This is a genomic window from Roseomonas sp. AR75 (genome assembly GCF_005222815.1).
Classification (GTDB): Bacteria; Pseudomonadota; Alphaproteobacteria; order Acetobacterales; family Acetobacteraceae; genus Falsiroseomonas.
Window position 1 is genome coordinate 873,206 of the sequence record NZ_STGB01000006.1, and the last position, 12,676, is coordinate 885,881.

General features: G+C 71.2%; 12 protein-coding genes. 6 read left to right on the forward strand and 6 right to left on the reverse strand.

What is annotated here, in order from left to right:
• Positions 1-4: 4 nt before the first annotated feature.
• The 4 genes from E4T13_RS28600 to E4T13_RS28615 all read right to left on the reverse strand — a co-directional run bounded on the left by E4T13_RS28600 (position 5) and on the right by E4T13_RS28615 (position 4,843).
• Entirely contained in the window at positions 5-928 is a 924-nt protein-coding gene (locus tag E4T13_RS28600; RefSeq protein ID WP_137181736.1) for a carbohydrate ABC transporter permease, read from the reverse strand.
• Between the two features lie 3 nt (positions 929-931).
• Entirely contained in the window at positions 932-2,224 is a 1,293-nt protein-coding gene (locus E4T13_RS28605; protein ID WP_170985309.1) for an extracellular solute-binding protein, read from the reverse strand.
• 14 nt (positions 2,225-2,238) lie between these two features.
• Complete coding sequence (locus E4T13_RS28610; protein ID WP_170985310.1) at positions 2,239-3,879, reverse strand: SMP-30/gluconolactonase/LRE family protein; 1,641 nt, start codon at positions 3,877-3,879, stop codon at positions 2,239-2,241.
• Between the two features lie 397 nt (positions 3,880-4,276).
• Complete coding sequence (locus E4T13_RS28615) at positions 4,277-4,843, reverse strand: hypothetical protein (protein WP_137181739.1); 567 nt, start codon at positions 4,841-4,843, stop codon at positions 4,277-4,279.
• A 92-nt stretch (positions 4,844-4,935) separates the two neighbouring features.
• Here E4T13_RS28615 and E4T13_RS28620 point away from each other — a divergent pair, with 92 nt between their 5' ends.
• Positions 4,936-5,160 carry a hypothetical protein gene (locus E4T13_RS28620; protein ID WP_137181740.1) on the forward strand — a complete coding sequence of 75 codons (225 nt, stop codon included), beginning with the start codon at positions 4,936-4,938 and terminating at the stop codon, positions 5,158-5,160.
• 135 nt (positions 5,161-5,295) lie between these two features.
• Here E4T13_RS28620 and E4T13_RS28625 read toward each other — a convergent pair whose 3' ends face one another.
• Complete coding sequence (locus E4T13_RS28625) at positions 5,296-5,550, reverse strand: hypothetical protein (protein ID WP_137181741.1); 255 nt, start codon at positions 5,548-5,550, stop codon at positions 5,296-5,298.
• Between the two features lie 118 nt (positions 5,551-5,668).
• On the opposite strand from E4T13_RS28625, the gene E4T13_RS28630 reads away from it, so the two are divergent.
• The 4 genes from E4T13_RS28630 to mbfA all read left to right on the forward strand — a co-directional run bounded on the left by E4T13_RS28630 (position 5,669) and on the right by mbfA (position 11,146).
• On the forward strand, positions 5,669-6,142 hold the full coding sequence (locus E4T13_RS28630; protein WP_137181742.1) for a hypothetical protein: 474 nt from the start codon (positions 5,669-5,671) through the stop codon (positions 6,140-6,142).
• Positions 6,143-6,187: 45 nt separating this feature from the next.
• Positions 6,188-9,211 (forward strand): AAA family ATPase, encoded by a 3,024-nt coding sequence (locus E4T13_RS28635; RefSeq protein ID WP_137181743.1) that lies wholly within the window; start codon positions 6,188-6,190, stop codon positions 9,209-9,211.
• Positions 9,212-9,283: 72 nt separating this feature from the next.
• Complete coding sequence (locus tag E4T13_RS28640) at positions 9,284-9,982, forward strand: Crp/Fnr family transcriptional regulator (RefSeq protein WP_137181744.1); 699 nt, start codon at positions 9,284-9,286, stop codon at positions 9,980-9,982.
• A 174-nt stretch (positions 9,983-10,156) separates the two neighbouring features.
• Positions 10,157-11,146 (forward strand): iron exporter MbfA, encoded by a 990-nt coding sequence (mbfA, locus tag E4T13_RS28645; RefSeq protein ID WP_137181745.1) that lies wholly within the window; start codon positions 10,157-10,159, stop codon positions 11,144-11,146.
• 137 nt (positions 11,147-11,283) lie between these two features.
• On the opposite strand, the gene E4T13_RS28650 is transcribed toward mbfA, so the two are convergent.
• Complete coding sequence (locus tag E4T13_RS28650) at positions 11,284-11,616, reverse strand: helix-turn-helix transcriptional regulator (protein ID WP_137181746.1); 333 nt, start codon at positions 11,614-11,616, stop codon at positions 11,284-11,286.
• Positions 11,617-12,210: 594 nt separating this feature from the next.
• Here E4T13_RS28650 and E4T13_RS28655 point away from each other — a divergent pair.
• Complete coding sequence (locus E4T13_RS28655; protein WP_137181747.1) at positions 12,211-12,675, forward strand: PTS sugar transporter subunit IIA; 465 nt, start codon at positions 12,211-12,213, stop codon at positions 12,673-12,675.
• Position 12,676: the final 1 nt, after the last annotated feature.

Consider the following 12,676-nt stretch of genomic DNA (forward strand, 5'->3'; position numbering starts at 1 on the left):
CCCCTCACGCCTCCTTCATCACGCCGCGCAGGCGCAGGAAGGCCGGGCCGACGATGGTGAGGAACCACACGACGCCGACCGCCGCCGCAAGGCCGAGATTCCACGCCTGGAAGGCCTGGCGCTGTACCTCCACCGACATCACCGTGGTGGCGCGCACCGGGCCGCCGCCTGTCATCGCGTAGATCACGTCGAATTGCTGCAGGTTGCCGAGCGCACCGAGCACCAGCAGCACGGCGATGGTCGGGCGGAGATGCGGCCAGGCGACGTGGCGGAAGACATGCCAGTTGCCGGCGCCGTCTATGCGTGCGGCCTCCACCTGCTCGCGCGGCAGGGATTGCAGCCCGGCGAGCAGGAAGGCGGAGAAGAGCGGGATGGAGAGCCAGGTCTTCGCCGCCACCACGCCCGCCATCGCGCCCGACGATGTCGCGAGCCAGGCGACGGGCTCGTCCAGCAGGCCGAAGGTGAGCAGCACCGCGTTGAGCAGCCCGTATTGCCCGTTCAGCAGCCAGGCCCAGAGGAAGGCAACGACGGTGGAAGGCAGCACCCAGGGCAGCAGCGACAGCGCGCGCACCAGGGTGCGGCCGCGAAAGCGCTCATTCAGCACGATGGCCCAGGCGAGGCCGAGCGCGAAGGTCGCGGCCGTCGCAAGCACCACGAACACCACGGTGACCAGCCACGTACCGATGATGGTCCCGTCTTCCCACAACTGCACGAAGTTGCCGAAGCCGATGAAAACCGGCTCGGTGGTCATCAGCGTGTCTTCGTAGAAGGCGCGGCGCAGCGAATCGAGGAAGGGAAACAGGATCACCGCGCAGAACACCGCCATCGCCGGCAGCACGAGCAGCAGGCCGGTGCGCGCCTGCGCCCGGGCCAGGCCGCCCGGGCGCGGCGCGGGCCGAACCGGCTGCCGTGCGATGGCAATACTCATGCGTCAGGTGCGCCGCTGGTTGGCGGTGGCGCGGCGCAGCCGGTTCGCCATGTCGCCGATCGCCTGGGCGGGCGGCTTGGCCTGCAGCAGCGCCGCCTGCACTTCCTCGCCGACGATGTTGGTGATGTCGGCCGCATTCGGCCAGGTGGAGGGCTCGTCCATCTCCGCCGTGCCGGCGTTGCGCGCCCATTCCACCACATAGGCATCGTCGCCGAGCTTCGCGAGCGCCGAGCGCGTGACGGGGAACAGCCCGACCGCGCGGAAGTAGCGCAGCTGCACCTCGTCATCCATCGCAAGATGCCGCACCAGTTTCGCCGCGGCCGAGTCCCCGGCGATGCGGGCGCCGCGCGCATTCGGCAGCACCAGCAGGTGCCCCCACATCAGCGACCGCGTCGCATCGCCCGCGCGCAGCACGGGTGTCGCGAAGGCCGCAACATTGGCGTCGAAGGCCGCGCCCTGGCCGGAGTTGTCGCGCGCGAAACCACGGGCGAGCGGCGCGTCGTGATAGAAGGCGGTGCGGTTCTGGCCGAACAGGCGGCGCGCATCGGGCCGGTCCACGTCGCGCGCGATCAGCCCCTCCTTCGCAAGATCCACCAGGAAGGACAGCGCGGCGCGCGCGGCGTCGCTCTCCACCGCCACCTTGTCCTCGGCGTCGAACAGCCGCCCGCCGAAGGTCCACAGCCACACCTGGTAGTCCGGCGACATGGTCAGGTTGTTCTTGGTAGCGAAGGCATAGGGTACGACCTCCGCATTGGTCCGCTTGATGCGGCGCAGCGCATCGGCGAAGGCGTCCACCGTGCGCGGCGTCTCCGTCACGCCGGCATCGGCGAGAACCTTCCTGTTGGCCACCATGCCGATGGAGGCCGCGGTCCAGGGCAGGCCGAGCTGCGCGCCGCCGACCTGGCCGATGCGCAGCAGGCCGGGATCGATCGCCTGCGCGATCTCCGCGCCCAGCACCTCCCGCATGTCGGCGGGGCGCAGCACGCGGGAGAATTGCGGCAGCCAGCGCTCCGCCAACTGCACCACGTCCTGCGGCTGGTTGCTGCGCTGGCGCAGCACCAGGTTCTGCTGCATCTGCGCCCAGGGGAAGCCGACGATGTCGAGCCGGATGCCGGGATTCGCGGCGCGGAAGCCGTCGAAGGCCTGGGTCAGTACCGGCTTCGACGCCGCCTCGTCCTGGCTCCAGCCGACATAGGTCAGCGTGCTGCCTTGCGCGCGTGCCGTGCTGGAAGCCGCAAGCGCCGCCGCGCCACCCAGCAGCGCGCGTCGTCCGAGTGCCATGTGAAGCATGTCCATCCTCCCTTCCATGTTCATCCGCCGAAGGCGCCGACCGGCGCGCCGGCGACACCTGGCTCGATTGCGAAGACCGAGCCTGACAGCGGCGCCTCCGCAAGCTGCGCGGCGGAAAGCCGCACGCGCGCGCTGGTCACGAACAGCGTGCGCAGATCCTTGCCGCCGAAGCAGACCGAGGATGGCCGCGGCACCGGCAGCGAGACGAAGCGATCGAGCGTGCCGTCCGGCGCATGCCGCGCCACGCCCCAGCCATCCCAGAGCGCGATCCAGACGAAGCCCTCCGCATCCACGGCCAGGCCATCCGGCTTCGCGGCGCCGTCGAAGGTCACGAAAGCCCGCCTGTTCGTCGCCGCGCCGGTCGCGAGCTCGTAGTCATAGGCATAGACGGTGCGCGTGCCCGTATCGGTGAAGTAGAAGGTCCGGTCGTCCGGGCTCCAGCCCAGGCCGTTGGAGATGTGCAGCCCGGTCTCCACCGCGGTCAGCGTCAGGTCGGGATCGAGCCGCCACAGCGTGCCCTGTCCCGGCCCGGCGTCGATCGCCATGGTGCCGGCGAACAGCCGCCCGGCGCGATCGCATTTCGCGTCGTTGAAGCGGTTGCCCGGCTTGTCCGGCTCCGCCACCCGCAGAGTTCCGGTGACGCCGCCTTGCAGATCGAGCGCGCGGAAGGCATTGCCCATCATCGCGACAAAGCCGCCTTTCGCGCGCGGCACGACGGCGCCGACCAGCTCGCCCACCGGCAGCACGCGATCCTCGCCGCTGGCGGCGTCGCTGAGATGCACCGCAGGCGCAAGGATATCGACCCACAGCAGGCGTCGGGCATCGGCGAGCCAGACCGGCCCCTCGCCGAGGAAGGGCCGCGCCTCCACGGCGCAGCGCACGCCCGGGCTCGGTGGCGCGGAAGGCCGCGTGGTGGCGATCGACATTTCGACATGCCCCGCATTGCCGGAGATGCGCCGCGCCGCCTCGATCACCTCGCGGCCCAGCGCATGCAGGCGATCCGGCGGCAGGCGGAAGCTGGGGCCGAGCACGCAGACCGCGGCGATCGGCTCGCCCAGATGGTCCACGACGGGCGCGGCGACGGCGGCGACGCCTTCGGTGCTCTCCTCGAGCGAGACGGCGTAGCCGCGGGCCTTGACCAGATCGAGGTCGCGCTGGAAGGCGGCGGGGTCGGTGATCGTCGCGCTGGTGAGCGGGGTGAGGGGCAGGGACTGGATGCGCCGGCGCCGCTCCGGCGGCGGCAGATGCGCCAGGATCACCTTCCCGCAGGCGGAAGCATGCAGCGCGGTCCGCGCGCCGACGCCATTGCCGAGCCGCACGCCGGACCGTGCGGCTTCACGCTGGTCCACATAGACGCAGCCATCGCCATCCAGCAGCGCGAGCCGTGCCGTCTCCCCGCTGGTGGCGGCAAGACGCGCCAGTTCCGGCTCCGCGGCGCCGCGCAGGTCGAGCGAGTCCCAGACGCGATGGGCCATCTCGAACACCTTGAGGCCGAGGCGCCAACTGCCCTCGGCCGCGTCCTGCCGCAGCAGGCCGGCTTCGGCCAGCGCGCCGAGCATGCGGTGCACGGTGCCCCGCGGCAGCCCGGCCTGCTCGGCCACGGCAGCAGTGCGCAGCGGGCCATCCGCCGCAACGATGTCGAGCAGGCGCAAGGCGCGCACCAGGGCCTGCGTGCCCTGAGCACCGTCAGCGTGGGACTCGACGGGCGGCTTCGGCTTCGGCGCCGGGCGGCGCGCGCTGTGTTGGACCACCATATGGGCAGGCTGACCACGATGTGGTCAGCGGACGCTAGGCGAGCTCTCGTCCCGGCGCAAGTGCCGCCCGGCCCGCGGCGTCGACGCGCATGGGAACCCTGTGCAGGAGTCACGGCCCCGTGGCCGCCGCGCTCGGGCCGATCGCGATGTGTGGACGGCCCCTTCGAAGCAAGGGCGATGATGGGTTCTGGCGCCGCGGCCGCGTGCGGTCATCGTCCGGCCTTGGATGCCGCGGGTCTGTCCGTTCTTCCGGATGATGGCGGACGATGCGTTCAGCGGGGCCGGCCGGCCGCCTTGCTGCGCGTCACTGCGCCTGCCCCGCCAGCACCGCGGCGAAGAAGCCGCTGACCTGCGCGATCGCGTCCTCCGCCGCGGCCTGGCTTCCGGCCGCGGCGGGCGCGCTGCAGCCGCGATGCAGCAGCGCCAGCGCCGCGACCCGTCCCGCCCGCAACGCCGCGAGCGAGGCACCCTGGTCGAGTGCCAGCACGCCGATGGGCTGCCGGGCGATACGCGGATGCGCCGCCAGCGCTTCGAGCACCGCGTCGAGCGGGTCGCCCTGGCGGTGGCGGATATCCAGAACGGCGAGGCCGGCGCCGAGCATCCGATCCCTGTACGGGCTGCCGTGGCCTTCGCCGCGTTCGTTATCCAGGATCACCACGGCGGGCGTCACGCGGTCCGGTGCGCCGCCGGGCAGCACCAGAACGCCGCGCGCCGGCCCGGCGTCGAAGGCCTCGATTTCCTCGAACGGCTCGGGCGGATCCTCCGGCTCGGCCTGCGGCCGTGCCGGATTGCCAAGCAGCAGCGCCGCCAGCACGCCGAGCCGGCACCAGCGATGCAGCGCCGCGGATGGGAAGGGTCGGTCGGTTCGCATCGGTGCGCTCCAGTCGCATCAGGTGGGCATCCGCTATGCCCGTGTCGCGCCGCGGCGCTCCGTGACCTGGGTCACAGGCGGCGCAGGACGTGATGCTGAGTCTGGCCTTGCTGGTGCGGGAGAAGGATGCGCGCCTGCCGGAGCTTGCCGTGCTGCGGGTCAGGCCCAGCCTGACCGCCCTGCTGCTACGCCTTGGATGGCTGCATGCTTCCGGCGGCCTTGCGGTGTCGCCGCCGCGCCCGCATCACGCGCAGGCGGCGCGCACCGGCACCTGCCGCGAGGTCGTCTCACGCGTGCGCAGCGCCTTGCAGCGCTAGGGTCCGGCGGTGTCCGCGCGCGGAGGGCTTCCGCTGCCGCGACCCGAGCAGCTTGCGGCCGAGGTGGAAGCTGGCTGCCGCGCGGCCGAGGCGCGCTGACGCGCCGACACGCCCGCCGGCAACGTTGCGCCGGCGCTATGCGCCCTCGGGATCCTTGCCGGCCATGGCGGCCGCACAGAAGATTTCGAACTTCTCCTTGATCACAGGCGCGGCCTTTTCGCGTGGCACGACCTGGTAGAGCCGGTAGCCGGCTGCCAGGACGACGTGGAAGAATTCGTGCAGCGCGAAGAGCTGCTCATCCGATAGCCCGTCCGGTGGCGCCTCGCAGCGGATCCGCGCCGCCAGCTCATGCATCGGCTCCTTGGCACGCGTCTGCGTCGGCTTCTTCACAGGTCGCTCCCCCCTCTATGCAGGTGACCGAAGGGAAGCATATGTGCATAGCGTCAGCAATCGAGATGGTTGCGCCGAGCGCGTAGCCGCGAAGCATAGTGGCCTGGAGCATGCGACGATGTCCCATCAGACCACGATGTCGGCGACCACGGCTGAGCCAAGCATCCGCCAGCCGGATCTCGCGGGCAGCTACGTCTACAAGTTCGAGGGCAATGCGATGCGGAACAACGTGCCGCACCGCATCTGCGGGATCGGCCGCTTCACGCTCGATGCGCAGGGAGGGCTCGAAGGGAGCCATACCTCCTCCGGCACGCCGCTGCAGGGATCGGTCCGGGATGGCGTGCTGGTCGCCACCTTCCAGCTCAAGGGCACGATGTTGCTCGACGAGACTGCTCTGGGCAATGCCGACATCGTCTTCACCAGCGACAACGCGACGCTGGACAGCGTGCATGGCAAGTTCCGCTTCGCGGTCGCCGGCACGCCGGACCGGGTCTGGCTGATGTCCACCGGCGCGACGGTCATCGGCAAGGCCGAGCCCGTCAACATCGCCGAGCTCGTCATCATCGAAGCCGTGCGGCTGCCCCATGGCTGAAGCGGTCCGACTTCGCACGGCGCGGGCTTCCGGGTTGCGCTGAAAGTGGCGCGTCCCCTGCCGCCGGCGCCGACCGTGGCGCGCACGAGGCTGGCGGAACGGCGGCAACTCACCGTGTTGTTTGCCGATCTCGTCGAATCGACCCGGCTCGCCGCCGCGATGGACCCGGAGGACTGGGCCGAGATCCTGCATGCCTATCAGCAGGGCTGCGCCGCGGCGATCGAGTCGGCCGGCGGCTTCGTGGCGGAGATGCAGGGCGATGGCGCGGTCGGCTATTTCGGCTTCCATCACGCCAGCGAAAGCGATGCCGAACGCGCCATCCGCGCCGGGCTGGCGCTCTGCCGGGCGATTCCGAAGAGCCATGCAGCGCAGGGTGCGCCGCTCGGCGTGCGTGTCGGCATCGCGACCGGCCTCGTCCTTGTGGATCATGCGAACCAGGCGACAGCGAGGGCCGGGCCGGGCGCGGTCGGCAAGACACTGAACCTGGCTGCGCGACTGCAGTCCCTTGCCGCCGCCAACGAGGTCGTCATCTCCGACGCGACCAGGCGGCTGGCGGGTGGGCTGTTCGCCTGCGAGGATCGCGGGCAGGTCACGCTCAAGGGCTTCGGGGAGCCCGTGCAGGTCTGGCAGGTCGTCGGCCAAAGCATGCTGCGCAGCCGCATACACACGGCAAGCGGCGCGTCGCCCGTGCGCATGGTGGGGCGGCAGGAGGAACTGGACGTCGTGCTGGCGGCATGGCGCGAGGTGCAGGACGGACGCGGTCGCGTCGTCACCATCCTCGGCGAGGCCGGGCTCGGGAAGTCGCGCTTCGTCGCGGAGTTTCGGCACCGGATCGCCGCGGACAGGCACAGCTGGATGGAGGATGGCGGCTCGCAGTTCTTCAGCGGCACGCCGTTCCATCCGGTCTCTCAGGTGATCCGGCGCATCGTCGACCCCGGCGGGAACCTGACGCCTGCGCGCTTCCATGCGCGGTTGCGCCGCCTGCTGGCGCGATGCGAGGTCGGGCTCGCCAGCGCCCTGTCGGCCTTCGCCGACATGCTCGACCTTCCGGTGGATGCGGAACGCGGCCAAGCGCTGGCGCCGACGGCAGCAACCCGCGCCTTGCTGTTTGCCGCGCTTGCGGAATGGATTCGCGGCGCCGCCCGGTCGCGGCCGCTTGTCCTCGCTTTCGAGGACCTGCACTGGGCCGACGCATCGTCCCTGGAACTGCTCGACTTCATCGGCGGGGCGATCGGCTCGCTGCCGGTTCTGCTCCTGACGACGACGCGGACCCCACGGCGGCCGGTGCAGGACGCCGCCCGCGGCATCGTCGTGCCGCTCCGACCGCTCGTCGATGCCGAGCTGCGCGAGATGCTCAGCGGCCTGGAGCAGGGCGCCGGCCCGCTGCCGTCGCAGGAGCTGAGCCGGGTGATCCAGCGCGCCGGCGGCGTGCCGCTGTTCGGCGTCGAGCTGGCGCATCTGGTCCGCGAGCAGCGCGCCGCCGCCGGCACGCAGACCGGGCCGGAGGACGCCCAGGTGCCCGGCAGCCTCGCGGACCTGCTGATGGCGCGGCTCGATCAGCTCGGCCCGGCGAAGGGCCTGGCCCAACTTGCCTCCGTCATCGGCACGGACGTTCCACGCACCATGCTGCTCGCCTTGTCGGACATGCCGGAGGGCGCGCTCCGCGCGGGCATCGCCACCCTGCGCCAGCATGGCATCCTGAGCGCGACGGACCGGCATCGCGGGATCTATGCGTTCCGCCACGCCATGCTGCGCGACGCCGCCTATGGCTCGCTGCCAAAGAGCCGGCGACGCGACCTGCACCGGTCGGTCGCCGCCGCGATACGGGATGCCGCCGGTGGTCAGGCCGCATCGAAGGCGGAAATCCTGGCGTATCACTGGAGCAATGCCGGCGAGCCGGATGCCGCGATCGCCGCATGGACCGAGGCGGGCCAGTACGCGAGCGAACGCCGCGCCTTTGTCGAGGCGGAGAGCGCCTATAGCGCCGCGCTGGCGGCCTTGCGCCAGCAGCCGGATTCGACGGAGCGGGACCACCGGGAGCTGCAGCTGCTGGGGCTCTACGCCCATGTGCTGCGGATCACGCAGGGGCTGTCCGCGCCGCGGACACTGGAGACGACGGCGCGCGCACGCGCGCTGGCCGACGCGCGCGGGGACAGCGAGCAGCAGTTGCTGCAGGCCTGGGCCACCTGGGCCGCGGCATCCAGCGGCGGCGACTTCGACACCGGGCTGGTCCTGGCGAGACAGTTCGAGCAGCTGGCCTTCGCCAATGGTCAGCCCCGGCACCTTGCGGCGGCGCACATGATGCTGATGACCTCGAAGTTCCGGGTCGGCGACATCGGCGGAGCGGAAGAGGCGTTCCAGCGGGGATCGGCCTATTTCGACGAGGCGGCCTTCCACGCGCAGCCCGGTTGGATCGCACAGACCTTCGGCAATGCCGCGATGATCGCCTGGACGCTGGGCGACGAGGCCGAGGCGCAGCGGAGGATCGGGGCCGCGCTGTTCACCGGGCGCGGTGACGACAATCCCTTCGACACCGTGTACGGCCAGACCATGCACACGGCCTATCTCAACCTGGTCGGGCGATACGCGGAGGCCGCGCGCCACGCCGCCGACAGCATCGCCCTGTGCGAGAAATACGGGATCGCCCAGTTCACCGCCAGCACGCGGGTGATCCTTGGGCGCGCCAAGGTCGGGCTCGGAGCTGTGGAGGAAGGCATCGCGCTGATCCGCGACGGCATCGCGGAGATGCAGGCGAAGCGCATCCGCGTCGCCATGACGCGCTATGTCACCTGGCTGGCGGAGGGATGCCTCGCCGCGGGCAACGTCGCCGATGCGCTCGCCGCGGCCGATGAGTCGCTGACGGTGAACCCGCGCGAGTTCTTCTACCGCCCCGAATCCATGCGCGTGCGCGGCCTGATCGCGTTGCGCGCCGGACGGTTCGACGAGGCCGAGCGGGATCTCCTCGATGCGGTGCAGCTGGCCCGGCGCATGGGTGCCGTGCGGCATGCCGAACGCGCGCAGGACAGCCTGCGATCCCTGCGGCAGGGACGCGGCGCACGGGCCGCCTGAAGCGGCGTGTGGCGCTTGCGGAGGCAGGCCATGCGCGCTCTTCTTGGCGTGCGCAGCCGGCCCAGGAGAGCCATGCCCGTACCGAAAGCCGAACTGGCCCGCTTCCCGCTGCTCGCCGCGCTCGAGGAAGACCGCCTGGCCGGCCTGGCGGAGCTGGCGAGCATCCGCAGCTGCGTGGAAGGCGAGTTGCTGCTCGATTTCGACGACGAGAGCCGCGACATCTTTCTCATTCTCGAGGGCGGCATGCGCATCGTGCTGCGCGCGCCGTCGGGGCACGAGATGATCTTCCGCGATGTCGGACCCGGCGAGGCATTCGGCGAGATCGCCGCGATCGACGAGCGGCCGCGATCGGCTTCCGTGACGGCGATCCATCGCACGCGCCTCGCCGTGCTGCGGGCGGAGCCGTTCATGGCGGCGATCCTGTCCTCGCCGGCTGCCGCGCTTGCCTGCATGCGCCATCTGACGGCGCGGCTGCGCGAGAAGGATGAGCGCCTGCTGGAACTGACGGTGCTGCCGGTGCGTCTTCGGCTCTGCGCCGAACTGCTGCGCCTGGCGCGCCCGGCGGCGGGCATGCGGCGGATCTCGCCGCCGCCGCCGCATCACGAGCTTGCGGCGCGAATCGGCACGCGGCGCGAGGTGGTCTCGCGGGAGCTCATGGCGCTCGCCGCGGGCGGGCTGATCGAGGCGGATCGCCGGGCAATCCGGCTTCTGCGGCCGGACGAGCTGGAAGCGGAGCTGCGCACGGCGCTCGGCGCGGCGTGGGACGACTGAGGATTCCGCTGCTGCGGCGCCGGCTGCCCTGGGCGGCACCGGCGGCGGCGCGATAGACTTCCGGCGAAGCAGGCGCGGCAGGGCAGTGCGCCCGGTTCGCCTGCGCGCCATCGCGTCCGATGCCGTCAGCGGCGCGGGCGCGGCGGCACAAGACCGGACCATGGACCTGCCTGTATGCGATCGCTCCTTCCCGTGCTCGGCGGCTCCCGCCGCCGCTTCGACAGTCTGTCCGCGCAGGAGATCCTGGCGCTCGCCATCTCCTCGGAGGAGGAGGACAGCCAGATCTATGCCCTGTACGCCAGCCGGCTGCGCGACCATTACCCGGCCTCGGCCGCCGTCTTCGACGGCATGGCGGCCGAGGAGAACGAGCATCGCCGGCGGCTGATCGACCTGTATCGCGCGCGCTACGGCGACCTGATCCTGCCGATCCGGCGCGAGCACGTGGCCGACTTCTACGCCCGCAAGCCGGTCTGGCTGGTCGAGAATCTCGGCCTGGACCGCATCCGGGAGGAAGCGCGCGCGATGGAGCAGGCCGCGCGCGCCTTCTACGTCGCGGCGGCCGGGCGCACCACGGATGCCGAGGTCCGCACGCTGCTCGGCGACCTGGCGGCGGCGGAGGCGCAGCATGAGCAGGGCGCCGACGCGCTGATGGAGGATCGACTCGGCGGCGGCGCCGGCGCCGAGGAGGACAGCGCCGCGAAGCGGCAGTTCGTGCTGACCTGGGTCCAGCCGGGACTCGCGGGGCTGATGGACGGCTCCGTCTCGACGCTGGCGCCGATCTTCGCCACCGCCTTCGCCACGCAGGACCCCTGGACGACCTTCCTGGTGGGACTCTCCGCCTCGCTCGGCGCCGGGATCTCGATGGGCTTCACCGAGGCGGCGCATGATGACGGCAAGCTCTCCGGCCGCGGCGCGCCGTGGAAGCGCGGCCTGGCTTCAGGGGTGATGACCGCGCTGGGTGGGCTTGGCCATGCGCTGCCCTACCTCATCCCCCATTTCTGGACCGCCACGGCGATCGCGCTTCTGGTCGTCTTCGTGGAACTCTGGGCCATCGTCTGGATCCAGAACCGCTACATGGAGACGCCGATCGGGCGCGCCATGTTCCAGATCCTGCTGGGCGGCGGCCTGGTACTGGCCACCGGCATCCTGATCGGCGGATCGTAGCCTTCCGCAGCGGGCGGCCGGGCGCGGGCAGCCGCCGCGACGGCGATCGGCCGGCGCCGGAGGCTCAGCCGATCAGTCCGAGACTGCGGGAGAGGCTGCAGAGGTGACCAGCAGGGCGCGGCCGGCCTGGGCATTGGTCAGGGGACTGGCGGGCAGTAGAGGTCGCGCAGCACGGCCAGGACGCGGGCGGCCTTCGGCTCGGCCAGTCGGTAGAACACCGTCTGCGCCTCCCGCCGCGAGGCGACGAGCCCGGACTCGCGAAGCGTCGCGAGATGCTGCGACAGCGCCGGCTGGGAGAGTCCTACCGCCTCGGCCAGCGCGCCCACCGTCATCTCGCCCTCGGCGACGAGATGACAGAGCAGCAGCAGCCGGTTCTCGTTGGCCAGGAGGCGGAGCAGCCCCGCCGCCTCTCCCGCCTTCTCCTGCAATGCCCCTGGGTCGTCAGGACCCTCCAGCGTCGCTCCGCCCATCCGGCTACGTATCCCCAATTAGCATTATCTAAATAAGGGAAATCATATATTTATTTTCAAGCCCCGAACTCCGATGCCGTGTGAGCCCAGACGACCGCCCTGAGCGCTCCGCCTTCTTCGACGAACCGCCCGACACGATCCGCCATCTCGCACGGGAACCGTTGGCGCGGCGGGCCGCGCTCACCGATCCTTCGATAGATCGGGACCACACGTCCGGCACCGCTTTCGCCGATCGAATACGGGATGGCGCGCGCGTGATCCGGGAGCGATGATTCGAGCACACCGGATGCGCCGGGATCGCCAAGGAGAGGCCCGCAAGGACGCTGCCCTGTTTGGCTTTCTCATCGCCTCTATCGCGTGGCGGTTCACGCTGTCGTCAAGGCGACGGATCGACCAAGTCGCGCGGATTGCTCCTGCGTAACTTTCCTGATAGGCGCATCGACGGATGAGCCCCGTAGATCGCGGCGTGCCGCCGCGTTCCGGGCAGGTACCCTGGCCATGTTCCGGCGCGCTTGTCCTGCCCCTACATCTGGGCGGTCCGCGCAGGCGTGCGCCGGGAGCGACCCCGGGCAGCACGGCAGGGAGAATGGAGCAATGGGGATCACGGACCATCTTTCCGCGGCTGACGTGATCCTCGGCCTCGATGTGCCGACCAAGTCGGCCGTCCTGCAACGGCTTGCCACCGAGGCCGCCCAGCGCCTGGGCCGGCCGGAGGCTGAGGTGCTGGACGCAATCGAGTCGCGGGAGCGCCTGGGCTCGACGGCGCTTGGCCGCGGTGTGGCGCTGCCGCATGCGCGGATGGAGGGCGACGCGCCGCCGGTTGTGCTGTTCGCGCGGCTGCGTCATGCCGTCGAGTTTGAGGCCCGCGACGAGGAGCCCGTGGATCTCGTGATCCTCGTCCTCTGGCCCGACGAATCGCCTGAAGGATTCCTGCCGATGCTCTCGGACACCTGCCGGTCGCTGCGGGACGCGCAGATCCTGCGGCGGCTGCGCGCGGCCGCAGCGCCGGAGGAGATCGTGGCGTTGCTCGCCGCCCCGGCAACGCCGGGGCCGGTGTGAC

Bases quoted from the DNA above. Each gene is read 5' to 3' on its own strand.
- E4T13_RS28600 (WP_137181736.1), bottom strand. From the start codon at position 928: ATGAGTATTGCCATCGCACGGCAGCCGGTTCGGCCCGCGCCGCGCCCG.
- E4T13_RS28605 (WP_170985309.1), bottom strand. From the start codon at position 2,224: ATGGACATGCTTCACATGGCACTCGGACGACGCGCGCTGCTGGGTGGC.
- E4T13_RS28615 (WP_137181739.1), bottom strand. From the start codon at position 4,843: ATGCGAACCGACCGACCCTTCCCATCCGCGGCGCTGCATCGCTGGTGC.
- E4T13_RS28620 (WP_137181740.1), top strand. From the start codon at position 4,936: ATGCTGAGTCTGGCCTTGCTGGTGCGGGAGAAGGATGCGCGCCTGCCG.
- E4T13_RS28630 (WP_137181742.1), top strand. From the start codon at position 5,669: ATGTCCCATCAGACCACGATGTCGGCGACCACGGCTGAGCCAAGCATC.
- E4T13_RS28640 (WP_137181744.1), top strand. From the start codon at position 9,284: ATGCCCGTACCGAAAGCCGAACTGGCCCGCTTCCCGCTGCTCGCCGCG.
- mbfA (WP_137181745.1), top strand. From the start codon at position 10,157: ATGCGATCGCTCCTTCCCGTGCTCGGCGGCTCCCGCCGCCGCTTCGAC.
- E4T13_RS28650 (WP_137181746.1), bottom strand. From the start codon at position 11,616: ATGGGCGGAGCGACGCTGGAGGGTCCTGACGACCCAGGGGCATTGCAG.
- E4T13_RS28655 (WP_137181747.1), top strand. From the start codon at position 12,211: ATGGGGATCACGGACCATCTTTCCGCGGCTGACGTGATCCTCGGCCTC.